A 23088-nucleotide genomic window follows, 5' to 3' on the forward strand; every position below is an offset into this window, starting at 1 on the left:
TGCCTCATGGAATCCTCCCAGCAGCCGGACGCCGTCGGCAGACGCATCACCGTCAACACCGTGGTCCGGCGCCACCAGATCGAGGCCACCCGCACCCGCTCACTGTGGGAGGACGAATCCGAGCTCCACTCCGCGGCGCTCGTCGAGCGGTTCTCCGACACCGTACGCGCGGCCATTCCGGATGCTCGCGTCACCTGGGCGCTGTCATGGGGAGCGCTCACCGACGCGTCGCCCCGCTACCGCGACGTGCGCGCCGCGGTCCGCCGCGCGGCCGAGGCGCACGGCGACGACGTCGCCTTCGTGCCCGGGGGATTCTTCGCCAACCTGTACGGCTCACGCGAGGACGTCTCGCGCGATATCACCGACGCCGCCGACCTCATCGCGCAGGAGTTCGGTCGCGCCCCCCGGTCGCTCGTCGCCGGCTTCCTCTCGGCGCACAACATCGCCGACGCACGCGCCCGCGGGATGCGGACGGTGCAGGGCAACATCTGGAGCCAGTTCGACATCGACCTCCAGGACGGCGACGGCTCGATCGCCTACCCCTACTACCCGTCGTCATCCCACTTCCTCGTGCCGGGGACAGGCGACCAGCGCATCGACGCCGTCCAGCTCGACGGCTGGACGGTCGATCTCGTCGCCGCCCGCACCGCCGGGATGTCGTCGGACTACAACTCGCGTCTCGGGCTCGGCCCCATCGAGACGCTGCACCGCCTGCCGCGCGCGGACGCGCTCCGCGAGCTGAACGCGACGAGCGAGGCGCACTTGAACGACCGCAACGTCGAGCGCAACGGCCTCGGCTGGCTGACCGTGAACTACGAGATCAGCGAGGTCGCCCGCGGACTCGAGACCGACCCGTCGACGCTCGAGGCCTGGGGCGGCTGGCTCGGCGGCCTGCGGGAGCGCTGGCCCGACCTGAGGATGCCGACGATCGCCGAGTTCGGCGAGGAGTGGCGCACGCGGCATCCCGACAACGAAGGATTGGCGTACCTCCTCGAACAGAGCGGCAGCGGCGTGCAGGCCTCGCGCCTGGGCGAGACGGTGACCTGGTTCATGACGGCCGGCTTCCGCCTGGGGGTCGTGACGGACGCGGACGGCATCCGGGTGTTCGACTACACCGCTTACGACGGCGACGCCGTCGAACCCTCGGGTCTCGGCGACCGCCGGTGGAGCCTGCTGGGCGAGATCAACCAGAAGCGCACGCGCCCGCAGGACGAGCCGGTGCCGCTGCTCCGGTTCCTCGCCGCGCATCCGACGGTCGACGCCGCCCTGAACGAGTACTACGGCGGCAGCGACGAGCTGTCGCGCCTGAAGGATGATGCATGACCGCCTTGCGCGAGCTCACCGTCGACCACTCCGCGAACCCCGTCGGAACCGGCGCGCGACCGGTCTTCGGCTGGCAGATCACGAGCGATCAGCCCGACACCCGGCAGCGGTCTCGGCGCATCGAGGTGCGGGATCTCGCCGGAAGCGTCGTGTGGGACTCAGGCGTCGTCACCGACGATCACTCGGTCGACATCGGCTACGGGGGTGCGCCGCTGCGACCGCTCGCCCGCTATCGGTGGTCCATCGAGGTGGAGACGACCGCCGGGCGCGCCGAGAGCGCGGGCACGTTCGTCACCGGAGTGGTGGATGCCGATTGGCGCGGCGCCTCCTGGATCGGCGCGTCCCAGCCCACCCCCGCGGCTCCGATCGTGCGCGGCGCATTCGAGGTCGACGCTGCGCCCGACGAGGCCTACCTCGTCATCGCCGCGGGAGGCCTCGCGCACGTCGAGCTCGACGGACGACCCGTCGACGACTCCGTGCTCGGACCGGGGTTCACCGATTACGACGTCGTCACCCAGTACACCGTTGCCGATGTCACCGCGCAGCTGGCAGCGGGCACCCATGTGCTGACGGCGGAGCTCGGCCGCGGCTTCTACGGGATGCTCGGCCGCAACACCTGGAACTGGGAGACCGCGCCCTGGCACGACGATCCCTGCGTCCGGCTGCTGCTCGTCATCCGGGGAGCCGACGGTGAACAGGTCGTCGTGACGGACGACACCTGGCGCGCCGTCGACGGAGCGACCACGAGCGACGACCTGTACGCCGGCGAGGACTTCGACGCACGGCGTCGTGTCGTCGGAGCGGGCTCCGCCGGCACCGACGTCTCCGACTGGCCGCGCGTTCGGGTGGCGACCGGCCCGGCCGGCGCACCGGAGCCGCAGCGACAGCCGCCCATCGTCGTCGCGGGGCACCTCGAGCCGGAGTCCGTGGTCGAGCTCGGCGAGGGCCGCTGGGTCGTAGGCTTCGAACGGGTCGTCGCGGGCTGGGTCGAGATCGAGGCCGATGGTGCCGCCGGTGACGTGATCGAGCTCCGCTTCGGAGAGACCCTCGAGCCCGACGGGACGCCGAACCACGAAGACGAGAAGGGCTACTTCGACGGCCGCTTCCAGACCGACCGCATCATCCTCGACGACACGCGCGAGACCGGCCCGCTGCGCTGGCATCCCCGATTCACCTGGCACGGATTCCGCTACGTCGAGGTCCGCGCGCCCCGCCTTCCCCGATTGCGGGCGGCGATCGTGCATACCCGGGCCCCGCGAATCGGCCGCTTCTCGTGCTCCGATCCGCTGCTGAACACGATCCACGAGCTCACGGTGCGCACGATCCTGAGCAACCTGCACGGCATCCCGACCGACACCCCGAAGTACGAGAAGAACGGGTGGACGGGCGACGGGATGGTCGGCGCGCGGATGATGCTCCAGAACCTCGACACGCACGAGCTGCTGGCCAAATGGTCGGCCGACATCGCCCACTCCCGCCACGGTGCGGGCGCCCCGCAGGTGATCGCACCGCACGGCGGATGGCGCATGGACTGGTCTCCCGCGCCGACGTGGCACTCCGCGCTGCTGCTCGTGCCGTGGGAGGTGCACCTGCAGCGAGGCGACCGAGACGTGCTCGCGGCGGTGTGGCCCGATGCCCGCGACTACCTCCGCTTCGAGATCGACCGATCGCCCGGCGGCATCGCCGAGACGACTCTCGGCGACTGGGTCGCCCCCGACACGGATGCCGGCGGCGGCAACCCGCCCGAGGACGCCCGTGTCGCCGCGACCGCCTTCCTCATCGCGATGTGCGACACCGCCGCCAGGATCGCCGCCGAGCTCGGCGAACCCGCGGACGAATGGCTCGCGGCGGCGCAGCGCAGTCGCGAGGCGTTCGTCGCGACCTTCTGGGACGCCGACCGCGCCGAGGTGCGGGGCGCCGGCGACGACGGGTACCGGCAGGCGCACGCCGTGCTCGCCCTCGCGTTCGACGTCCTGCCCGAGGACGCCCGGCAGCCCGCCGCCGATCGTCTCGCCGCCGACGTGCGCGACCGTGACGATCACCTGTGGACCGGCGCGCTCGCGACGAAGCACATCCTGCCGGTGCTGACACGGTTCGGGCACGCGGATGCCGCTGTCGCGGTCGCGACGCAGACGACCTTCCCGAGCTGGGGCCACTGGGTCGAGCTCGGGGCCACGTCGCTCTGGGAACACTGGAAGCCGGAGTCGCGCTCGCGCGGACACTACTTCCTCGGCACCATCGACGACTGGCTCTACGGCGACGTCGCCGGTCTGCGCCCGCTCGCACCCGGGTGGCGACGTGCCCGCATCGAGCCGGGCGTCACGGCGACCGCTCTGTCCGAGGCCGAGGGTGCCGTGCGCACGCCGTACGGCGACCTCTCGGTGCGCTGGCGACGCGGAGGCGCAGGTCTCGCTCCCGACGAGCTCGAGCTCACCTGCGAGGTTCCCGTCGGGGTCACCGCCGAGGTCGTGCTGCCCGGCGTCCGGCGGGAGGTCGGCTCAGGCGTGCACGCGCTCCGCGCGCACGCCTGAGCCGGCGGTCCGCCTCACCAGGCCGAGTAGCCTCCGTCGGCGAGCACGATCGACCCGGTCAGGTACGAGGCGGCATCCGACGCGAGGAAGGCGACGAGCGACGCGACCTCCTCGGGCGCGCCGAGTCGCTGCATCGGAGTGCGCCGGATCCAGTCGTCCCACCACTCGCCCGGCACCCCGTCCTTCGTCAGGTCGGTGCCGATGTAGCCCGGCGCGACGGCATTGACCCGGATGCCGGCATCGACGTACTCGACGGCGAGCGACTTCACCGCGAGGTGGACCGCGCCCTTCGACGCGTTGTAGGCGGCCTGCCTCTGCGGCGCGTTCGCGAGCTCGCCCGACATCGAGCCGATGGCGACGATCGACGCACCACGGGTCATGTGCCGGGCGGCCTCGCGGGCGCACCAGAAGGTTCCGGTCGCGTTGACCGCGAGCACCGCATCCCATGCCTCGCGCGTGATCTCGGAGGAGGGCTGATGGTTGGCGATGCCCGCCGAGGTCACCAGGATGTCGAGCCGGCCGTGGCGAGCGGCGACGTCGGCGAACACGTCGGCGACCCCCGCCGCGTCGGTCACGTCGAGGTGCACGTACTCGACCCCGCCGTCGAATGATTCTGCGGCCGCGCGGCCGACGTCGTCGAGGAGGTCGGCGATGACGACGGTCGCTCCGAACTCGCGCAGCGCCGTGACGCAGGCGAGTCCGATGCCCCGGGATCCGCCGGTGACGACGGCCACTCTGCCGTCCAGTTCGAGCCGTTCGCGGTACATCTCTGTGCCCTTCGGGGGTGGTGGGGTAAGGTTTGTAGCGATACTACATGGAGGGGGGATCCGTGACCACGGACACCGCACCCGGCGCATCCGGCACCACGGCAGCACGCACGGAGGACTCGAGCGACACGCTGCTGGAGCGCATCACCCGGCAGCTTCCGAGCCTGCGGCGATCAGAACAGCGCGTCGCAGCCATCGTGCTCGACAACCCCGTCGGGGCGGTGCAGTTCACGATGGCCGGGCTGGCCGAAGCCGCCGAGGTGAGCGAGCCGACGGTGATGCGCTTCTGCGCCTCGGTCGGGTGCGAAGGGTTCCAGGACTTCCGCATCCAGCTCGCTCAGACGCTCGCGCTCGGCCTGCCCGTGACGCACTCGTCGATCACACCCGACGACTCGAGCGCCGACCTGTCGGAGAAGATCTTCGACCACACGATCTCGAGCCTCGATCGGGCTCGCCGCACGCTCGACGCCGCGGCGGTCGAAGACGCCATCGCGCTGATCCTCGACGCATCCGACATCCTGTTCGTCGGCTTCGGCGCGAGCGGCATCATCGCGCAGGACGCGCAGCAGAAGTTCCCCCTCTTCGGCGTGCCGTGCCAGGCACCCGAAGACTTCCACCAGCAGTTCATCGCCGCAACGATGAGCGGCCCGCGCTCGGTCACCGTCGCGATCTCGAACACCGGCCACACCGAGCAGACGATGATCGTCGCCGAGGCAGCGCGCAAGGCCGGCGCGTCCGTCATCTCCATCACCGGACGCCAGAGCCCGCTGTCGGAGATCGCCACAGTGCCGCTGATCGCACGCACCTTCGAGGACACCGACGTCTACACGCCGTCGACCAGCCGCCTCGCCGGTCTCGTCGTCATCGACATCCTCGCCACGGGCGTCGCGCTGCGCCGCAGCCCCGAGCACACCGCAGCCATCCGGCGGATGAAAAGCGAGCTCGCGTCGATGCGCCACCGCGACGCCGACGACGAGCAGGCCGCGGGCGGCGAGCAGGCGTCGTGACGTCGGCCGCGCGCCTCCGTGTGCTGGTCACCTCGCGGTCGTTCGGCGGCGGCGGCACCGACTTCGCCGCCGAGCTGGACGCCGCCGGCTACGAAGTCGTGCGATCGAGCCCCGCTCACGACCTCGCGGAGCTCGAGGCGCTCCTGCCCGGCGTCGACGGATGGATCGCCGGCACCGGCCCGGTCACGGCGGCGCACCTCGAGCTCGCACCCGCACTGCGGGTCGTCGCACGCTACGGCGTCGGGATCGACAAAGTGGACGTCGCGGCGGCCGCGGCGCGCGGCGTCGTCGTCACCAACACCCCCGGAGCGAACTCGAGCGCGGTCGCCGAGCACACCGTCGCCCTCCTCCTAGCCGCCCTCCGGGGCGTGCCCGCCGCCGACCGCCGCGTGCGGGCGGGCGACTGGTCGGGCTGGCAGGCACGCGAGCTGTCGGCCCTCACCGTCGGAGTGCTCGGCCTCGGGCGCATCGGACGCCTCGTCATCGAGCGCCTCGGCGGATTCCGTCCGCGCGTGCTCGGTGCCGACCCCTGGGTGCCGACCGACGACCCGATCTTCGACGAGATCGAGCGAGCGTCCGCCGACGACCTCGCCCGATCGTGCGACGTCGTCACCCTGCACGCCCCCGGGGGCCAGACCGTCGTCGACGACGCCTGGCTCGGGGCATCCGATCGTCCGGTGCTGCTGGTGAACACCGCGCGCGCCGACCTCATCGACGAGGATGCCGTCGCCGCCGCGCTGCGCTCCGGCCGCGTCTGGGCCTACGCAGCCGACACCCTGGCGACCGAGAACCACGGCGAGGGCGCCTCACCCCTCCTCGCCCCCGACCTCGCCGATCGGGTCATCGTCACACCCCACCTCGCCGCCCAGACCCGCGAGGGCGTCGACGGCATGGGTCGCATGGCGACCGCCGATCTGCGTGCCGTGCTCGAGGGCCGTCAGCCGCGGCACCCGGTCGCGCCATGAGCGATGCCATGACCGGGATGCGCGGGCAGGTCCGCACGGTGACGGGCGACGTCGAGCCCGACGCCCTCGGCACCGTGAACTACCACGAGCACCTGTTTCAGCGCTCCCCGCTGCTGCCGGGCGACGACCTCGACGACGAAGACGCCTCGGGGCGCGAGGCAGCCGAGCTGCGAGAGTCGGGCTTCGCCGCGCTCGTCGACGCGACCCCGCTCGGCCTGGGACGACGACCTGACGCGATCCGCCGCATCTCGCGCGCGACGGGCCTCACCGTCGTCATGACCACCGGCGTCCACCGCCGCGAGCACTACGCCGCGGACCACCCGCTGCTCCGGGCATCCGAGGACGAGCTCGCGGCCGCATTCCACCGCGACCTGACGGGCGGTGCCGCCGAGGGGCTCTCGCCGGCTTCCCTCGACTCGGAGCCCGACCAGGATGCCGCGCCGCGCGCCGGGGTGCTCAAGGCCGGCCTCGGCTACTGGCGCATCGATGACGCCGCCCACCGGGCGATCGCCGCGGTCGGAGCCGCTCATCGCGACACCGGCGCCCCGGTCATGGTGCACCTCGAGCACGGCACCGCCGCTCACGAGGCCCTCGACGCCCTCGCGTCCGTCGGCGTCGCAGCCGATCGCGTCGCGCTCGCCCACATCGACCGCAATCCCGACCCGGGCCTGCACGCCGAGCTCGCCGCGCGCGGCGCGTTCCTCGGTTACGACGGCGCTGCGCGGGCGCGCGACTGGCCCGACTCGGTGCTGATCGACTGCCTCACCGAGACCGCGCGGCGCGGCGGCGCCGACCGCGTGCTGCTCGGGGGCGACGTAGCCCGCGCGACGCGGTACCGCGCCTACGGCGGCATCCCGGGCCTGCGCTATCTCGGCGACCGCTTCGTGCCACGCCTGCGCGACGCCGCCGGCGACGACGTCGTCGATCGCGTCCTGCGACGGAACCCCGCCGCCTGGCTAGCCTGGCGCGTCTGACGCGAGCGAGCCGGCGGCGGGGACTTTCCGTCAGACGCGGACGGGGTTCAGATCGCCGGCCGAGCGGACGATGCCGGGCGCCGTGAAGACGTGCGGATCGATCCCGGCAGGGGCCGTGATGGTGAACGTCTCGCTCTCTCCGGGAAGCAGCGTCACGAGGCCGCGATCCACTCGCGCCGTCGCGTCGATGCGGTCGACCTGCAGCACGAGGTCCTTCACGAGCGATCGAGCCGTCATGCGCACCTCGTAGCCTGCATCGGTCGCGACCGCGGAGGCCTCGAACCCATCGGGCTCGAGCGCGAGCATGGGGTCCTCGGCGAAGTACCAGAGCGCGCGCTCCTCGGTCGACAGCTCGGCGGCGATCAGCTCGCGGGCCGGATCCGACGCCGTGGCGACTGTGTCGGGCACCGGCACCGTCACCGCCTGGCGGGGTGCGATGCTCACCGTGACCGGCTCGTCGGCCGAGACCGCACCCTCGAACCCTATACGCCGCAGCGACAGCGCGGCATCCCACACCGCATCCGTGTCGTTGTGCAGGACGACGGCCAGGCCCCGCTCGCGTGGCTGGATGGTGACGAAGCGGTCGGCGTACACGGCGCGCAGCGCGTGCCACAGCGGCTTGCGATGACCGTGCCCATCGACGGCGGCCCACGAGATGACCGGCCAGCAGTCGTTGAGCTGCCAGACGATCGCACCCTGGTTGAGGGGATGCAGAGACCGGAAGTGCTCGATGCCGAAGCGCACAGCACGCGCCTGATTGAGCTGAGTCGCCCAGTGCCAGTCCTCGATCGAGCGCGGCGCGGCGATATGGGCGCCGAGGCCCCGCTCGAGCTTGCCGTTGCCGTCCTGCGCCTTCTGGTGCACGAGCATGAGCGGGCCGTACGGGTCGGCCGGCTCATCGTGGACGACGGAGAACAGCGTCGACCATGCGGGCGGACCTTGGAAGCCGAACTCGGACACGAACCGCGGGCGGTACGTGCGGTAGACGTCGTAGTCGACCTGATTCCAGACGTCCCAGATGTGCGTCGTGCCGTGCGCGGGGTCGTTGGGGTGCACGTACGAGCTGAAGCCGTACGGGCTTCCGGGCGAGTAGGGCGTCGTGGGCGCGAGCTCGGCCACGATCTCGGGGAAGAGCCGCTGGTAGTAGCCGTCGCCCCACGTCGCACCGCGCAGCCGGGGCCGCCACTTCCAGTCGACCCAACCCCAGATGTTCTCGTTCCCGCCGTTCCAGATCACGAGACTCGCGCGACCGGTCAGGCGGGCGACGTTGTCGCGCGCCTCTGCGGCGAACTCGTCCCACAGCTCGGCGTCCTCGCTGTAGGCGGCGCACGCGAGCAGGAAGTCCTGCCAGACCAGGATGCCGCGCTCGTCGGCGAGGTCGTAGAAGTCCTCCGACTCGTAGATCCCGCCGCCCCAGACGCGCAGCAGGTTCATGTTCGCGTCGACGGCGTCGTCGAATCGCTCGGCGAGACGCTCGCGCGTCACGCGCGGAAAGAAGGTGTCCTCGGGAATCCAGTTCGCGCCCTTGATGTACACGGGACGACCGTTGACGGCGAGCGCGAAGGGGCTGCCGTCCTCGTCCGCCTCGACGTCGAGCCTCACCGAGCGGAAGCCGATGCGACGACCGGCCTCGACCTCGCCGACCGCGACCCGCAGGTCGTAGAGCGGCTGGTCGCCGTACCCGCGGGGCCACCAGAGCTCCGCGTCCGCGGCGCGCAGCGACAGGGTCGCGCGAGCGTCACCGTGCGCGATCGATGCGGCGGCACGCGCGCCCGCGACCTCGGCCACGATCTCTCGGGCCCCCGTGCCGGCGGCATCCGCGTCGAGCGCCTGCCACTCGAGCTCGACGTGCACGTCGACCCGCCGCGGGTCGTCATCGACGCCGATGACGGGACGAAGGGCGGCGATGCGGACGTCGCTCCAGCCCTCGATGCCGATGTCACGCCAGATGCCGGCCGTCACCACGGCGGGACCCCAGTCCCACCCGAAGTTGCACGCCGACTTGCGGATCGTGTTGAAGGGATGGACGTATGAGTGCGGACGCTCACCCAGGACCGCCTCCCGCTCACGGGCGTAGGCGATGGGCGACGAGAACTCGACGCGCAGGACGTTGTCGCCCTCGCGGAGCAGCGCGCCGAGCCGCCACCGGTAGGTGCGGTGCTGATTGACGGTTCGGCCCAGCTCTCGACCGTTCAGACTCACGCGAGCGACGGTGTCGAGCCCGTGCGCGACGAGGTCGTGGATCGCCTCGCCGTCGTCCGACCAGGCGAAGGTCGTCTCGTACGCCCAGTCGGAGTGACCGATCCAGGCGAGCGCCGACTCGTTGTCGTCGATGTAGGGGTCGGGGATCAGGCCGGCGGCCAGCAGATCGGTGTGCACGACTCCGGGCACCGTCGCAGGGATGCTCGAACGAGTGGTCTCGGCGAAGGTCTCCGGCACGTCTCCAGCGACGTGCGTGAGGTGCCAGCCGGAATGCAGGGCATGGAAAGTCACCCTCTAGAAGTAGCACAACTACCGGAATACCGCGCCTCCTGCCGCGCTTACGCGCGTTCGTTGCACCTCGCACGCCTATTCACGTAGTATCACTACCGATCCGAGACCCGGGTCGTGATGAATGGATGTGAGCATGTGCGCCGCTGCACGACCGGCTGAACCCGCCGCCCTCACCGTCGAGGCCCTCGCCGGAGCTCTCGCGGGTCCCACCGAACGGTACGAGAAGCACCTCGCCGACCTGCGCGGCCTCTACCGCGATGCCGAAGCCTTCGAGATCGCCGTCGCGGCCGATGACGGGACTCCCGTGTACTGGGTCGACAGCAGCACACCCGACACCGGCCGCGGAGCCCTCACGATCGGGCTCAGCGTGCTGCGCCCCGGCCGAGTCGGCGACGAATGGGCGATGACGCGCGGCCACCTGCACGCACAGGCCGAATTCGCGGAGCTGTACTTCGGCATCTCGGGGTCGGGCGTCATGCTCCTCGACAGCGTCGACGGAGAGTCTCGGGCCCTGCCGATCGCACCCGGCGTCGCCGTCCACGTGCCGGGCGGATGGGTGCACCGTAGCGTCAACGTCGGCGACGAGCTGCTCGTGACACTGTTCGCGTACGCGACCGAGGCGGGACAGGACTACGGCATCATCGAACGCGCGGGCGGGATGAGCCAGCTCGTGGTCGCCGACGACACCGGCGGCTGGACCACCCGCCCCAATCCGGACCACGGAGGCTACCGTGCCTGACACCACCATCGCACCCGGCACCGAGAGCGTCCTGGCCGACCTCGCCGCGCATATCGACATCAGCTGCGTCCAGGCGCAGCACGCGCGCGCCGACGTCGAGGAGCTCGCGCGGCGCGCCGTCGCGGGAGGCTTCGTCAGCGCGCATGTCCTTCCGGGGTGGCTCCCCGTCATCCGCGAGCTGCTCACCGGGTCTCGCGTCCTCGCCGGATCGCCCGTCGGCTTCCCCAGCGGCGGTGCGACCACCGCGACGAAGGTCGCCGAGGCGCGCGAGCTGCTCGATCTCGGCGCGCAGGAGCTCGACGTCGTCGTGGCGATCGGCCGCCTGCGCTCGGGCGAGACCGACTACGTGACCGACGAGCTCGCCGCGGTCGCGGACGTGGTCGGCGGACGGGTGCCGCTGCGCGCGATCCTCGAGGTCGGGCACCTCGACGAGGCTGCGATCCGCCGTGGCGTGGATGCCGCCGTCGCGGCCGGAATCCCGTGGATCAAGACGGGCACCGGGTGGTCGGGCCGCCCCACGACGATCGATCACATCCGGATCATCGCCGACCAGGTCGACGGCCGCGCCGCCATGAAGGCCGCCGGCGGCATCCGCGACATCGAGACGATCCGGACCATGGCGGCCCTGGGGGTCACCCGGTTCGGCATGAACGCCGACTCGGCCGTCGCGGCGGTCGCGGCGGCGGCAGGCGAACGGGGAGACGACGCATGAGCATCATCCAGACCATGAACGCGGCCGAGCTGCGGCCGGCGCAGACCCCGACGCTCTACTTCATCGGCGTGACGACCGGCCGATCGTCGATCCAGCAGGTGTTCCCACGCTGGGCCGACGAGCTCGGGCTCGACGGCGCCGTGCTGCAGGGCATCGACCTGCCCCTCCATGCACCGCGTGAGGACTACCGCCGGGTCGTCGAGTTCATCGCGAACGACCCGTTGAGCCTCGGCGCCCTCGTCACGACCCACAAGATCGACCTCTACGCCGCCTGCGCCGACATGTTCGACGAGATCGACCCGTTCGCGCGCCTCATGGGCGAGACGAGCTGCATCTCCAAGCGCGGCGGGCGGCTCATCTGCCACGCGAAGGACCCCATCTCGAGCGGCCTCGCCCTCGACGCGTTCCTGCCCCGCGGGTACTGGGACGGCTCGGGTGCCGACGCCCTCTGCATGGGTGCCGGTGGCTCGACGATCGCTATCAGCTGGTACCTCTCGCGTCGTGAGTCGGGCGCCGACCGCCCCCAGCGCATCATCGTCACCAACCGGTCGGCGCAGCGCCTCGACCACATCCGCGCGATCCATGCCGAGCTCGATACCGACACCGTCTTCGAGTACGTCCTGACTCCGACGCCCGAAGACAACGATCGCGTGCTCGCCGGTCTCGCGCCGCGCTCGCTCGTGGTCAACGCGACCGGTCTCGGCAAGGACGCGCCCGGCTCGCCGATCACCGCCGCCGGTGTCTTCCCCGAGCACGGCGTCGCGTGGGACCTCAACTACCGCGGCGACCTCGTGTTCCTCGACCAGGCACGTGCGCAGGAGCAGTCCCGCGCACTACAGGTCGAAGACGGATGGATCTACTTCGTGCACGGCTGGACGCAGGTGATCGCCGAGGTGTTCGACGTCGACATCCCCACCTCGGGAGCGTCGTTCGACCGGCTCGGCGAGCTCGCCGGCTCGACGCGCTGACGATGACCGACCTCGGCGCGGCGCCAGACCTCGTCCTGGCCTACGACCTCGGCACCGGGGGCTGCAAGGCCTCGTTGTGGACGCCCGCGGCGACGATGCTCGCCGAGACCGTCGTGCCCTACCCGACGAGCCATCCCGCGCCCGGACGCAACGAGCAGAGACCGGCCGACTGGTGGGATGCCGTCGCCGCGTCGACCCGGCAGCTGCTGGAACGCTCCCCCGGAGCACGCGAGCGCATCGCCGGCATCGCCCTGTCGGGTCAGAGTCTCGGCGCCGTCCAGATCGACGACGACGGCGAGCTCGTCGCTCCCACGACCCCGATCTGGTCCGACACCCGCGGGCGCCCGGATGCCGTCTTCGGCGGCCTGTCCGAGGCCGAGTGGTACCGGCGCACCGGCAACGGGTTCGGGGCCGCGCTGTACCCGCTGACGAAGGCCGCCGCGTTCCGCGCGGAAGACCCCGGCTCCTGGGCGCGCACGCGGCACCTCGTCGGATCGAAGGACTGGATCAACCTGCGCCTGACCGGCCAGCTCGCGACCGACCCCTCGATGGCGTCGGGCAGCGGAGCCTACGACCTCGCGACGGGCGACTACGACGACGAACTGCTCGCCGCCGCCGACCTCCATCGCGACGTTCTTCCGCGCATCGCGCCGTCGTCGGATCGGGTGGGCTCGCTCACCCGGGCGGCCGCCACAGCGCTCGACCTGCCGACCGGCATCCCCGTGTTCGCCGGCGCCGTCGACAACGCGGCCATGGCACTCGGCTCGCGCGGCACCGCCGAAGGGCGCATCTACGCCGCGCTGGGGTCGTCGAGCTGGATCACCGTCACCTCGGCGCGACCGGTCATCGATGAGCACGCGCGTCCCTACGTCTTCGCGCACGCGATCCCCGGCATGTTCGTCAGCGCCCTGTCGACCTTCAGCAGCGGCACGAGCCTCGAGTGGCTGCACGCGACCCTCGCGCCGGGCACCGACACCGCGGCGTTCATCGATCTCGCGGCCGGCAGCGTCCCCGGGGCCCGCGGCGTGAGCTTCGTCCCCACCCTCGCCGGCGGCACTCCGCTCGAGGGCGGCAGCGGTGTCCGGGGCGGCTTCACGGGTCTCCACCTGGGCGCCGGTCCCGCCGACCTCGTACGCGCCTGCCTCGAAGGCATCGCGTTCTCGCTCGACCGCAGCCTGACGCTCATGCGCGAGCTCAGCGGCTCGCACGAGGCGCTGCTCATCACCGGCGGCGGCAGTCGTTCTCCTCTGTGGAACGGCATCTATGCCGACATCCTGCGATCTCCCCTGCAGCGCTCGGCCGTGGACCAGCAGGCCGCGACGCTCGGCGCGGCCGCCATCGCACTCGTCGGACTCGGCATCTGGGACGACTACGGGCGAACGGATGCCGCGCACACGGGCCTCGACGAGATCGTGCCGACCTCACCCGAGTCGTACGCCGGCGCCCGAGATCGATTCGACGCGGCCGTCTCGGCGCTCGCCTCCCTCACCCCGACACAGGAGAACCTCTCATGACCGACCTTCCCCTCGTCGTCATCACCGGCGCGAGCTCCGGCATCGGCGCCGCCACCGCGCGGGCCTTCGCCGCCGCAGGCCACCCCCTGCTGCTCATCGCCCGTCGCCTCGAGCCCATGGTCGAGCTCGGCCTCGAGAACGCCGAGCTCGCCGCCGTCGACGTCACCGACACCGCGGCCGTGGCCGACGCGCTCGCCCGCGCCGAGGAGCGCTTCGGCCCCGCCGACCTGCTCGTCAACAACGCGGGGCTCATGGCCCTGTCGGCGGTGGCCGAGCAGGATCCCGCGCTCGTCCAGGAGCAGTTCGACGTCAACTGCGTCGCGCTCATGAAGAACAGCCAGCTCGTGCTGCCCGGGATGCAGGCGCGCCGCCGCGGCACGATCGTCAACATCGGCTCGATCGCGGGCAAGCAGCTGTACACCGACCACACCGTCTACAACGGCACGAAGTACGCCGTCCACGCCATGACCGAGGGGCTTCGCCGCGAGAACGCCGCTCACGGCGTGCGGGTGCTGCTCGTCGCCCCGGGGATGGTCGACACCGGTCTGCTCGGCAACACCGGCGAGGGCGCCGTCCTCGACGGCTACCTCGACTACAAGAGCAGCATCGGCGGCGGCCTGCGTCCCGGCGACATCGCGCAGGCGATCCTGACCGCCTACCAGCTGCCCCAGCACATCAGCTTCCGCGAGATCGTGGTCGCCCCGACGTCGCAGGACGCCTGATGAAGCGTGGGGGCATCCCCGACGCCGGACCGCTGCGCGGCGAACCGATCGTGCCGGTCGTGGTGCTGCACGATGCGGCTGACGCACACCCTCTCGCCGACGCGCTCGTGGCCGGCGGCATCCGGTGCGCTGAGATCACGCTGCGGACCGCAGCGGGCATCGACGCCATCCGCGCGCTGCGCGATCGTGGCGACATCCTCGTGGGCGCCGGCACCGTCGTCGACCCCGACCAGGTCGACGCGGTCGTCGAGGCGGGAGCCGCATTCGCCGTCTCGCCGGGCTTCGACGCGGACGTCGTCGACCGCTGCGCCGAGCGCGGCCTGCCGATCGTGCCCGGCGTCGCCACGGCCAGCGACATCCAGGCGGCGCTGCGCCGCGGCCTCCGCTATCTGAAGCTCTTCCCCGCGGGACTCGTCGGCGGCCTCGCCGCGGTCCGGGCGTTCGCCGGCCCGTTCCCCGACGTGCGGTTCCTGCCGTCGGGCGGGGTCTCGGCCGCCAACGCCGCGGAGTACCTCGCCGACCCCGCCGTGTTCGCCGTCAGCGGCTCGTGGATGGTGCCGGCCGACGCGCTCCGCGCCGGCGATTGGGATGCCGTCGCGCGCCTCTCGCGCGCCGCTCAGACCTGAGCCCGCGGACCCGCCAGCGCCTCGCGCAGCACGATCGCGGCACCGCCGAGGGCGGCTGAGCGGCTCGGGTCGGCCGAGGCCACGACCCGCACGGGGTGAGAACGGCGCGCGAAGAAGGTGTCGTCCAGGACCGAGCCGATCCGTTCGGCGAACACGGGCCCGGCGCCCGCGAACCCGGCCCCTGTGAGCACGACGAGGTCGAGGTCCAGGAGGTTCACGAGGCTCGTCACCGCGACGGCAAGCGCATCCGCCGACTGCGCAACCGTGTCGACGGCGTGGGGGTCGTCGCCCCCGCCCGCGCGCGCCGCGATGTCGATCCAATCGCGACGCTCGCCCGACACGGCGAAGTAGCGTTCCTCCGCCGCGGGCGGTGCGGCGAACAGCTCGAGACAGCCGCGGTTGCCGCAGTGGCAGCGCGGTCCGTCGAGGTCGATCGACACGTGACCGATCTCCCCCGCGTTACCGCTGATGCCGCGAAGCAGCTCGCCCGCGATCATGATGCCGGCCCCGATACCGATGCCCATGTGGATCGTGGCGAACGTCCCTTGGCCGTTCGTCGCGCGCGACCAGTACTCCCCCGCGGCAGCGGCGGTCGCGTCGTTCTCCATGACGACCGGCAGGGCGAGAGCCTCGGCGAGCGCGTCGCGAATGCTGAAGTCCGACCAGGGCAGCGATGACGGCAGCTGCACGGCGGCTCCACTCAGGATGTCGATCGGCCCCGGCACGACCATGCCCACACCCGCGACGATCTCGCGCTCGATGCCCGCCTCGGCGATGATCGAGTCGACCTCGTCCGCGATGCGCCGGACGACCTCGGCCGGCTCGAGACGGTCGGCCCCCGGCCCGGAGCGCTCGGCGACGAGCTCGCCCCACACGTTGACCACGACGTACGAGGTCGCGGCGAACCCCAGCACGATGCCGATCGCGTAGCGCGAGTCGGGCCGCGCCTCGAGGAGCGTCCGCCGTTTGCCGCCGGTCGGCTCCCCGACGCCGGTCTCGACGACGAGACCGTCGGCGATGAGGTCGCGGACGACGGTGGTCATGGTCGCGGGTGTCAGCGCGGTCGCCTCCGCGAGCTCGGTGCGGCTGATCGGGCCCGCCACCCGGATGAGCTCGAGCACGACCGCGCGGGTGGGGCGCCGCGCGGGCGCGGCATCCGGCTCAGGGCCGGGACGCATCGGCGTGCCTGTCGGCGGCCCGTCGCGGCAGCAGGGCGAGGGTCGTACCGAGCGGGTCGGGCATCACGAAGTGCCCGAACGTGTCGTTGGCGAAGAACATGACGCCGTCCAGCATCCCACTCAGCTCGCCGTAGACGGCCCGCTGGCGATGCCAGAAGTGCGGCGAGTCGAGGTAGACCCGATACCAGTACCAGGGGTCGACGAAGTCGAGCGAGTAGATGATCTCGAGCTCGCCCCCGAGGCGATCGCGCAGCGCGATCTTGCTGCGAGCCGATTCGGCGATGTTGTCTTCGCGCGCGAGGACGGCGAAGTTCGACACGACGATGCCGCTCAGCGCCGCATACGCCTCGTCGGTCATGCCCCAGACGTCCTGCTCCACCTCGACGGGCCAGAACGAGTCCTGCCAGTAGATCCGCGCGCCGGCACCTGCACCCGCACCGGTGCCCGCACCCGCACCAGCGTCGAGCAGCTCGCGCAGCCGCGTGAAGAACCGCGTGACCGACGCGCGCCGTTCGGGAGTCGACTGCACAGCGTGCTCGGGATGCCAGATTCCGATGAGGCCGAACTGATTCCCGAGCGTGATGCCGTCGAGCCCGAAGTCGGCGACGAACGCCGCGATCTGGCGCGCGGCGAACCGCTCGACCGGCTCGCCCGCCGGGATGCCGCTCGGATACGCCGCGTACGCCTCGGTGTCGGCGTCGAGCACCGCGGCGACATCGAGGAGACCCGGGGCGATGTTGCCGCCGGCATCCACCCATCCGGACGCCGCCTCGGGGTGCCGCTCGGTCTTCCACACGCACGCGCAGAACTCCGAGCCCGGCTCGAGGTACTCGAGCAGCACGAGCGGGATGCCGCGCCGCCGCGCCTCGTCGCGGAATGATCGGTAGATCGCGGCGAGCGTCGCGTAGCCCATGGGCTGCTCGCTCAGCACGAACGCCGGACCAGCGTGGTACGGATTCCCCGCGATGACCCGGTCCTCCCGCGCGACGCGCAGCCAGTGGCCGTTGTGGTCTCGCGTCGAGACGGCGGTGCCGACGTAGGAGTTGTAGCGGCCCCAGTCGAATCTCGTCGCCCCGTGCCCGGTGCCCGGGTATGCGAGCACATGATCGCCGTTACCGGCGCAGAAGGTGACGACGACCTCGTCGACGCGGTCGAACCAATCGGCGTAGTGATCGAAGAACGCCGCGACCCCGGGCTGCGGATCGGCGAGGTCGGCGAAGATCTTCGGAGTCACCCACGTGTGCGCCCGCTGCGGGCGACGCGCCTCGCCGGTCATGAGGTCTCCGCGAAGCGGCGGTGCGGGTCGGGCGCCGCATCCGCGAGCCGCTGCGTATACGGGTGCTGCGGATGCAGGATGACGTCATCGGCCGGCCCGCGCTCGACGATCTCGCCGTGATACATCACGAGGATCTCGTCGGAGAAGTGCCGCGCGGTCGCGAGGTCGTGCGTGATGTACAGCACCGCGAGATCGTCCTGGCGCTGGATGTCGGCGAGCAGGCGGAGCACGCCGAGCCGGATGGAGACGTCGAGCATCGACACCGGCTCATCGGCGATCAGCACCCGCGGGGACGGCGCGAGAGCGCGCGCGATGGCGACCCGCTGTCGCTGCCCGCCCGACAGCTCGTGCGGGCGCCGATGCAGGTACTCGTCGGGATCGAGCTGCACGCGTTCGAGCAGCTCGGCGGCGGCCCGCTGCACCTGGGCCCGTCCCCGCGCACGCCCCGACATCACGAGGGGACGGGCGATGTGGTGATAGATCGAATGGAACGGGTTGAGCGAGGCGAACGGATCCTGGAACACCATCTGCACCGCGGTGCGGTACTCGCGTGCTGCGCGGCCGCGCGTCGGGGGCTTCTCGCCGTCGAGCAGGATCTCGCCGCCGCTGGGCTGCTCGAGCAGCAGGAGCATCTTGGCGATCGTCGACTTGCCGCTGCCGCTCTCACCCACCAGCGCGACGGTCTGCCCGTAGTCGATCGAGAGGTCGACGCCTTTCACCGCCTCGACGGCGCCGCGCCCCGTGCCGTAGGTCTTGCGCAGGCCGATGGCCTCGATCGCGCTCATGCGCCCTCCTCCGTCGTCGAGGTCGCCGCGCCGGCATACCCCAGTCGTTCGCCCGTGAGGCTCGGGAACGCGGCGAGCAGCTCACGCGTGTACGGGTCTCGCGGCCGGTGATAGATGTCTCGCGTCGAAGCGAGCTCGACGATCTCGCCGCGCCGCATGACCGCGATCCGGTCGCTGATCTCGAGCAGCAGCGGCAGGTCGTGCGTGATGAAGATGACGGCGAAGCCCAGTTCGTCGCGCAGCCGGGTGATCTCGGCGATGATTTCGCGCTGCACGACGACGTCGAGGGCGGTCGTCGGCTCATCCATGATCATCACCGGCGGGTCGAGCAGCAGCGCCATCGCGATCATGACGCGCTGGCGCATCCCGCCCGACAGCTCGTGCGCGTACGCGTCGAGCCGCTCGGCCGGCACTCCCACGACGCGCATGAGGTGCTCGCAGCGGTCGCGGCGCTCCTGCTTCGTCATCGTCGGGCGGTGCGTCGTCAGCACGTCCTCGAGCTGCGCGCGCACGCGCAGCACCGGGTTGAGCGCATTCATCGCACCCTGGAACACCATCGAGATGCGATCCCAGCGGAACGCCCGCAGTGCCGCGCCCTCGAGCTCGTCGACGCGCACCGGCTGGTCACCGCCCAGGAAGCGGACCGCCCCGCCGACGACCTCGGCCGGCGGCTTCAACAGCTGCGTGATGCCGTAGGCGAGGGTGGTCTTGCCGCATCCCGACTCGCCCGCGATGCCGAGGATCTCGCCGCGCCGCAACTCGAAGCTCACTCCCGCGACGGCGTGGACGACGGGGTCCGAGGCGTAGTCGATGCGCAGGTCCTCGATGCTCAGCACGATGTCGTTCACGAGAGGGCCTTCCGACGGGGACGCGCCGCGACGGGCAGACGCAGCTTGGGGTTCACGATCTCGTCGAGGGCGAAGTTGACGAGCGACAGCGCGGCACCGAGCGTCGCGATGAGCAGGCCCGGCGGCACGAACCACCACCATGCCCCGGCCCGCAGTGCCGAGTTCATCTGCGCGTCGTAGAGCATGCGCCCCCACGTGTAGTCGCCCGTCACACCGAGGCCGAGGTACGACAGCCCCGCCTCGGCGAGGATCGCCGACACGACGCCGAAGATGAAGGACGACGCGAGGATGGGCAGCAGGTTCGGCAGGATCTCGACCGTGATGATGCGGAACGTGCGTTCGCCGGCGACGCGTGCAGCGGCGACGTAGTCGCGGTTGCGCAGGCTCAAGGTGACCGCGCGCAGCACGCGCGCGCCGCCGGCCCAGCTCGTGAGCGCCAGGATCAGGGCGACGACCCCGAGACCGCGGCTCTCGACGTAGCTCGACACGACGATGATGAGCGGCAGCCCCGGGATGACCAGGGCGATGTTCGTGATGAGCGAGAAGCCCTCGTCGAACCAGCGTCCCAGGTAGGCGCCGACGATGCCGAAGAACGCCGAGAGCACGAGGCTGAGCACGCCGACGACCACACCGATGAGCAGCGAGTTCGTCGTCGACACGGCGAGCTGCGCGAAGATGTCCTGCCCCTTCTGCGTCGTGCCGAGCCAGAACTCGGCGCTCGGCGGGGTGATCCCGATCGGGCGGATGCGGAACGGGTCGCCGACGAAGAGCGGGGCGACGAGGCCGAACAGCACGATGGCGCCCGTGATCGACAGTCCGACCACCAGCTTCGTGCTGACGGGGCGACGACGACGGCGGCGCGGCGACAGCTGCGCGAGGGTGGCGGTGACCGATTGCGACGACATCCGTTACCTCCGGATCCGGGTACGGGGGTCGATGACTCCGTAGAAGAGATCGACGATGAGGTTGGCGGCGAGCACGGCCAGCGTGATCACGAGGAACAGACCCTGCATGAGCGCGTAGTCGTTGTTGTTCACCGACTGCAGCAGGGCGTATCCGATGCCCGGATACGAGAAGACCTGCTCGGTGACGAGCGAGCCCGAGACGACGAAACCGAGCGACAGGGCGAAGCCGGCGACGGAGGGGAGGATCGCGTTCCGCGCGGCGTACCGCTGCCGCACCCGCACCGGCGAGAGGCCCTTCGCCTCAGCCGTGGTGATGTAGTCCTCCGACAGCGTCGCGACCATCATGTTGCGCATGCCCAGCATCCAGCCGCCGACCGAGCTGATGACGATCGTGAGGGCCGGCAGGAAGGCGTAGTACGCGGCGCTGCCGACGAAGTCGGCCGACCAGCCCGGCATCGTGCTGTAGATGTCGTACCCGCCGAAGGCGGGGAAGATCGGCCAGATCACCGCCAGCAGGTACACCAGGATGATGGCCATCCAGAAGTACGGCACCGCCTGCAGCATCGTCGTGATGGGGATGAGGTTGTCGAGCCAGCCGCCGCGGCGCCACCCGGCGATCGTGCCGAGGGTGATGCCGAGCACGAACGAGAGCACGGTCGACACCCCCACGAGCACGATCGTCCACGGCAGCGCTTGCGAGATGACGTCGACGACCGGCGTCGGGTAGTAGGTGATCGAGGGCCCGAAGTCGAACGTCAGCACGTTGCGGAGGTACCCGAGGTAGGCCTCCCAGACCGGCACGTCGGTGCCGGTTCCCAGCAGCAGCTCGAGGCTCTGCCGCGCCGCCGGGCTGACCGGCCCCTTCTGCGCGAGCTTGGCGAGCATGATGTCGACCGGGTTGCCCGGCAGCAGGCGCGGGATGAAGAAGTTCAGGGTCACGGCGGCCCACAGCGCGATGCCGTAGAACGCGAGCTTCTTTCCGTAGTACTTCATCTCCGCGCCTCCCGCGCGACCCGGCGCCTCATCCCCACCGGCTCACTCCCCGACCGGCTGAAGGTTCGCCGCCACGACGCCCAGGTTCCAGATCGACCAGGCGGCGGGGAACGCGTACAAGTCGTCCTCGGTCGGCCAGCCGGTCGCGTCGTCGGTGTTGTAGTAGGTCACCGTCGGCACGACGAGCACGGGGATGTAGGGCATCGACGCCGCGATGATCCGCTGGATCTCGAAGTACAGTTCCCGGCGTCGCTCCGGGTCGACCTCGACGCGCGCCTGGTCCACGAGGGCGTCGACCTCGGGGTCTGTGTAGCGCGAGTAGCTCGTGGGAGCCTGCTCGCCCACCGGCGCCGTGGCAGCGGTCGTGTAGTAGTTCGCGTAGATGTAGTACGGATCGGCTGACGGCCCCTGGTAGACGCCGTCCATCGTGAACGAGAACTTGCCCGAGAAGCGGTTCTCGTTCCACTGTGCGCCCGGGAGTGCCTCGGGCTTCAGATCGATGCCGATGTCGGCGAGCTGCTGCGAGGCGACCTCGACGGCCGTGACGTAGGAGGTCCACTCCTGCGGAACCTGCACGGTGACGCTCAGTCGCTCGCCGTTCTTCTCGTAGATGCCGTCGGCGCCCGGAGCCCATCCGGCCTCCTGGAGCACGGCCGCGGCGGCTGCGGGGTCGGCGGACGGGGAGGTCGTGTCGCCGAGGTCCGGCGCGATGTACTCGGCGTCGCGCTCGGGCAGCAGCATGGCCGGCGAGACCGCGCCGCCGAGGCCCTCGAAGGCGATGTCGATGATCTCCTGGCGGTCGAGACCGAGGCTGATGGCGAGTCGGACGGCGGGATCCGTCTGAGGCCCGGAACATCCCAGCGAGGCATCGGCGCACGCGATCCACGCGGTCTGGTTGATGGGCGTGTTGATCTGGTTGAGCGTCGGGTGCGACTCGACCTCGTCGGCGAAGTCGGGCACCAGGCCGGTGTTCCAGTCGAGCTGGCCGTTGACCATCGCGGTGGTGGCCGCGTCGCCGCTCGCGAAGGAGACGTAGCGCAGGGTCTCGAGCGCGGGCTTGCCCTCCTGCCAGTACGAGGTGTTCTTCTGCAGGACGTAGCTCTGGGGCGTGAAGGTCGAGAGCGTGAAGGGACCGGTGCCGACGGGTTCCTCGTTGACGAAGTTGGCGACGTCGTCGAACGTCGACCAGAGGTGTTCGGGCACGATCGCCGTGCGGCCGATGAGCTCCGGGCCGATCGGCAGCGACGGCTCGTCGAATGTGACGACGACGGTGTCATCGTCGACCGCCTCGGCCGAGCCGGTGTATCCGATGGTGTTGATCTCGGGGGTGTCGGCGATGAGGTCGAAGGTGAACGCGACGTCCTCCGCGGTCAGGGCCTCCCCATCCGACCAGGTCACCCCGTCGCGCACCTGGATCGTCAGCTCGGTCGCCTCGTCGTTCCACGAATACTCGGTGCCGAGCATCGGCTTCGGCTCACCCACGGCGAGGTTGTTGTAGAAGAACAGCGGCTCGTAGATGGCCCCGAGCGTCGGCTGGAGCACGTTCGGCGAGAACGGGTTGAAGTTCTTCGTGATGTCGCCGATCGCGCCGGTCGAGATCGAGATGCCGCGGTCGTCGCCGCTCTGCGGAGCGCAGCCGCTGACGAGCAGCAGCGCGACGGCTCCCGCGGCGAGGGGCGTCGCGGCACGGGACCAGGGGGTACGGAGGATCATCGTCGTTCCTTTCCGACACGTCGATGTGCGGGCTCGGGGCCGGGTGGTC

The 23088-nt window shown here is 71.0% G+C and carries 20 protein-coding genes; 11 read left to right on the top strand and 9 right to left on the bottom strand.

Annotated features, from left to right (window positions below; genetic code table 11):
• The first annotated feature begins 6 nt into the window (after window positions 1-6).
• Both C1N74_RS15420 and C1N74_RS15425 read left to right on the top strand, forming a co-directional pair.
• Complete coding sequence (locus C1N74_RS15420; RefSeq protein ID WP_137750859.1) at window positions 7-1323, top strand: DUF3863 domain-containing protein; 1317 nt, start codon at window positions 7-9, stop codon at window positions 1321-1323.
• Window positions 1320-3854, top strand: coding sequence for an alpha-L-rhamnosidase (locus tag C1N74_RS15425; RefSeq protein ID WP_137750860.1), 2535 nt, complete (start codon window positions 1320-1322; stop codon window positions 3852-3854). Before C1N74_RS15420 ends, C1N74_RS15425 begins: the two co-directional genes overlap by 4 nt.
• A gap of 14 nt (window positions 3855-3868) precedes the next feature.
• Here the strand turns inward: C1N74_RS15425 and C1N74_RS15430 are convergent, their stop codons facing one another.
• Window positions 3869-4621: an SDR family NAD(P)-dependent oxidoreductase gene (locus C1N74_RS15430; protein ID WP_137750861.1), complete on the bottom strand. Its 753-nt coding sequence runs from the start codon at window positions 4619-4621 to the stop codon at window positions 3869-3871.
• A 62-nt stretch (window positions 4622-4683) separates the two neighbouring features.
• Between C1N74_RS15430 and C1N74_RS15435 the strand changes: the two genes are divergently transcribed.
• From C1N74_RS15435 to C1N74_RS15445, 3 genes are read left to right on the top strand one after another with little or no spacing between them, the layout of a single operon-like run.
• Entirely contained in the window at window positions 4684-5628 is a 945-nt protein-coding gene (locus C1N74_RS15435; RefSeq protein ID WP_233494918.1) for an SIS domain-containing protein, read from the top strand.
• Window positions 5625-6593 (top strand): NAD(P)-dependent oxidoreductase, encoded by a 969-nt coding sequence (locus C1N74_RS15440; RefSeq protein ID WP_137750862.1) that lies wholly within the window; start codon window positions 5625-5627, stop codon window positions 6591-6593. Before C1N74_RS15435 ends, C1N74_RS15440 begins: the two co-directional genes overlap by 4 nt.
• Window positions 6590-7567, top strand: coding sequence for a phosphotriesterase (locus C1N74_RS15445; RefSeq protein ID WP_258317946.1), 978 nt, complete (start codon window positions 6590-6592; stop codon window positions 7565-7567). The genes C1N74_RS15440 and C1N74_RS15445 overlap by 4 nt, the downstream gene beginning before the upstream one ends.
• 30 nt (window positions 7568-7597) lie before the next feature.
• On the opposite strand, the gene C1N74_RS15450 is transcribed toward C1N74_RS15445, so the two are convergent.
• Entirely contained in the window at window positions 7598-10060 is a 2463-nt protein-coding gene (locus C1N74_RS15450) for a glycoside hydrolase family 2 protein (RefSeq protein ID WP_137750863.1), read from the bottom strand.
• 133 nt (window positions 10061-10193) lie between these two features.
• Here C1N74_RS15450 and C1N74_RS15455 point away from each other — a divergent pair, with 133 nt between their 5' ends.
• Genes C1N74_RS15455 through eda form a run of 6 tightly spaced genes read left to right on the top strand, consistent with a single transcriptional unit; the run spans window position 10194 to window position 15341 of the window.
• Window positions 10194-10799: a glucose-6-phosphate isomerase family protein gene (locus C1N74_RS15455; RefSeq protein WP_064955825.1), complete on the top strand. Its 606-nt coding sequence runs from the start codon at window positions 10194-10196 to the stop codon at window positions 10797-10799.
• The gene (gene deoC, locus C1N74_RS15460; protein WP_181405554.1) at window positions 10792-11511 is read left to right on the top strand and encodes a deoxyribose-phosphate aldolase; all 720 of its coding nucleotides are present in this window, start codon (window positions 10792-10794) and stop codon (window positions 11509-11511) included. The genes C1N74_RS15455 and deoC overlap by 8 nt, the downstream gene beginning before the upstream one ends.
• Window positions 11508-12479 carry a shikimate dehydrogenase gene (locus tag C1N74_RS15465; RefSeq protein WP_205800276.1) on the top strand — a complete coding sequence of 324 codons (972 nt, stop codon included), beginning with the start codon at window positions 11508-11510 and terminating at the stop codon, window positions 12477-12479. The genes deoC and C1N74_RS15465 overlap by 4 nt, the downstream gene beginning before the upstream one ends.
• Window positions 12480-12481: 2 nt before the next feature.
• Window positions 12482-13993, top strand: a complete 1512-nt coding sequence (locus C1N74_RS15470; RefSeq protein WP_071918893.1) for an FGGY-family carbohydrate kinase — start codon at window positions 12482-12484, stop codon at window positions 13991-13993.
• Window positions 13990-14715, top strand: a complete 726-nt coding sequence (locus C1N74_RS15475; protein WP_023953580.1) for an SDR family oxidoreductase — start codon at window positions 13990-13992, stop codon at window positions 14713-14715. The genes C1N74_RS15470 and C1N74_RS15475 overlap by 4 nt, the downstream gene beginning before the upstream one ends.
• On the top strand, window positions 14715-15341 hold the full coding sequence (eda, locus tag C1N74_RS15480) for a bifunctional 4-hydroxy-2-oxoglutarate aldolase/2-dehydro-3-deoxy-phosphogluconate aldolase (protein WP_071918892.1): 627 nt from the start codon (window positions 14715-14717) through the stop codon (window positions 15339-15341). Before C1N74_RS15475 ends, eda begins: the two co-directional genes overlap by 1 nt.
• Here eda and C1N74_RS15485 read toward each other — a convergent pair.
• The 7 genes from C1N74_RS15485 to C1N74_RS15515 are packed head-to-tail and all read right to left on the bottom strand — an operon-like array spanning window position 15332 to window position 23039.
• The gene (locus tag C1N74_RS15485) at window positions 15332-16519 is read right to left on the bottom strand and encodes an ROK family transcriptional regulator (RefSeq protein ID WP_023953578.1); all 1188 of its coding nucleotides are present in this window, start codon (window positions 16517-16519) and stop codon (window positions 15332-15334) included. The genes eda and C1N74_RS15485 overlap by 10 nt on opposite strands.
• A complete protein-coding gene (locus C1N74_RS15490; RefSeq protein ID WP_137750866.1) occupies window positions 16503-17795 on the bottom strand; it encodes a hypothetical protein in 1293 nt (430 codons plus the stop codon). The genes C1N74_RS15485 and C1N74_RS15490 overlap by 17 nt, the downstream gene beginning before the upstream one ends.
• Window positions 17792-18580 carry an ABC transporter ATP-binding protein gene (locus tag C1N74_RS15495; protein ID WP_088379803.1) on the bottom strand — a complete coding sequence of 263 codons (789 nt, stop codon included), beginning with the start codon at window positions 18578-18580 and terminating at the stop codon, window positions 17792-17794. The genes C1N74_RS15490 and C1N74_RS15495 overlap by 4 nt, the downstream gene beginning before the upstream one ends.
• Window positions 18577-19428: an ABC transporter ATP-binding protein gene (locus C1N74_RS15500; protein ID WP_023953575.1), complete on the bottom strand. Its 852-nt coding sequence runs from the start codon at window positions 19426-19428 to the stop codon at window positions 18577-18579. Before C1N74_RS15500 ends, C1N74_RS15495 begins: the two co-directional genes overlap by 4 nt.
• On the bottom strand, window positions 19425-20333 hold the full coding sequence (locus C1N74_RS15505) for an ABC transporter permease (RefSeq protein ID WP_023953574.1): 909 nt from the start codon (window positions 20331-20333) through the stop codon (window positions 19425-19427). The genes C1N74_RS15500 and C1N74_RS15505 overlap by 4 nt, the downstream gene beginning before the upstream one ends.
• A 3-nt stretch (window positions 20334-20336) precedes the next feature.
• Window positions 20337-21326, bottom strand: a complete 990-nt coding sequence (locus C1N74_RS15510; RefSeq protein ID WP_137750867.1) for an ABC transporter permease — start codon at window positions 21324-21326, stop codon at window positions 20337-20339.
• Window positions 21327-21368: 42 nt separating this feature from the next.
• The gene (locus C1N74_RS15515) at window positions 21369-23039 is read right to left on the bottom strand and encodes an ABC transporter substrate-binding protein (protein WP_137750868.1); all 1671 of its coding nucleotides are present in this window, start codon (window positions 23037-23039) and stop codon (window positions 21369-21371) included.
• Window positions 23040-23088 lie beyond the last annotated feature (49 nt).

The organism is Microbacterium sp. SGAir0570 (assembly GCF_005491085.2).
In the GTDB taxonomy this organism is placed as follows: domain Bacteria; phylum Actinomycetota; class Actinomycetes; order Actinomycetales; family Microbacteriaceae; genus Microbacterium; species Microbacterium arborescens.

What these genes read in the sequence shown, in the direction of transcription:
- C1N74_RS15420 (WP_137750859.1), top strand. Translation starts at nt 7, where the DNA reads ATGGAATCCTCCCAGCAGCCGGACGCCGTCGGCAGACGCATCACCGTC.
- C1N74_RS15425 (WP_137750860.1), top strand. Translation starts at nt 1,320, where the DNA reads ATGACCGCCTTGCGCGAGCTCACCGTCGACCACTCCGCGAACCCCGTC.
- C1N74_RS15430 (WP_137750861.1), bottom strand. Translation starts at nt 4,621, where the DNA reads ATGTACCGCGAACGGCTCGAACTGGACGGCAGAGTGGCCGTCGTCACC.
- C1N74_RS15445 (WP_258317946.1), top strand. Translation starts at nt 6,590, where the DNA reads ATGAGCGATGCCATGACCGGGATGCGCGGGCAGGTCCGCACGGTGACG.
- C1N74_RS15455 (WP_064955825.1), top strand. Translation starts at nt 10,194, where the DNA reads ATGTGCGCCGCTGCACGACCGGCTGAACCCGCCGCCCTCACCGTCGAG.
- C1N74_RS15465 (WP_205800276.1), top strand. Translation starts at nt 11,508, where the DNA reads ATGAGCATCATCCAGACCATGAACGCGGCCGAGCTGCGGCCGGCGCAG.
- C1N74_RS15470 (WP_071918893.1), top strand. Translation starts at nt 12,482, where the DNA reads ATGACCGACCTCGGCGCGGCGCCAGACCTCGTCCTGGCCTACGACCTC.
- C1N74_RS15475 (WP_023953580.1), top strand. Translation starts at nt 13,990, where the DNA reads ATGACCGACCTTCCCCTCGTCGTCATCACCGGCGCGAGCTCCGGCATC.
- eda (WP_071918892.1), top strand. Translation starts at nt 14,715, where the DNA reads ATGAAGCGTGGGGGCATCCCCGACGCCGGACCGCTGCGCGGCGAACCG.
- C1N74_RS15485 (WP_023953578.1), bottom strand. Translation starts at nt 16,519, where the DNA reads ATGCGTCCCGGCCCTGAGCCGGATGCCGCGCCCGCGCGGCGCCCCACC.
- C1N74_RS15490 (WP_137750866.1), bottom strand. Translation starts at nt 17,795, where the DNA reads ATGACCGGCGAGGCGCGTCGCCCGCAGCGGGCGCACACGTGGGTGACT.
- C1N74_RS15495 (WP_088379803.1), bottom strand. Translation starts at nt 18,580, where the DNA reads ATGAGCGCGATCGAGGCCATCGGCCTGCGCAAGACCTACGGCACGGGG.
- C1N74_RS15505 (WP_023953574.1), bottom strand. Translation starts at nt 20,333, where the DNA reads ATGTCGTCGCAATCGGTCACCGCCACCCTCGCGCAGCTGTCGCCGCGC.
- C1N74_RS15510 (WP_137750867.1), bottom strand. Translation starts at nt 21,326, where the DNA reads ATGAAGTACTACGGAAAGAAGCTCGCGTTCTACGGCATCGCGCTGTGG.
- C1N74_RS15515 (WP_137750868.1), bottom strand. Translation starts at nt 23,039, where the DNA reads ATGATCCTCCGTACCCCCTGGTCCCGTGCCGCGACGCCCCTCGCCGCG.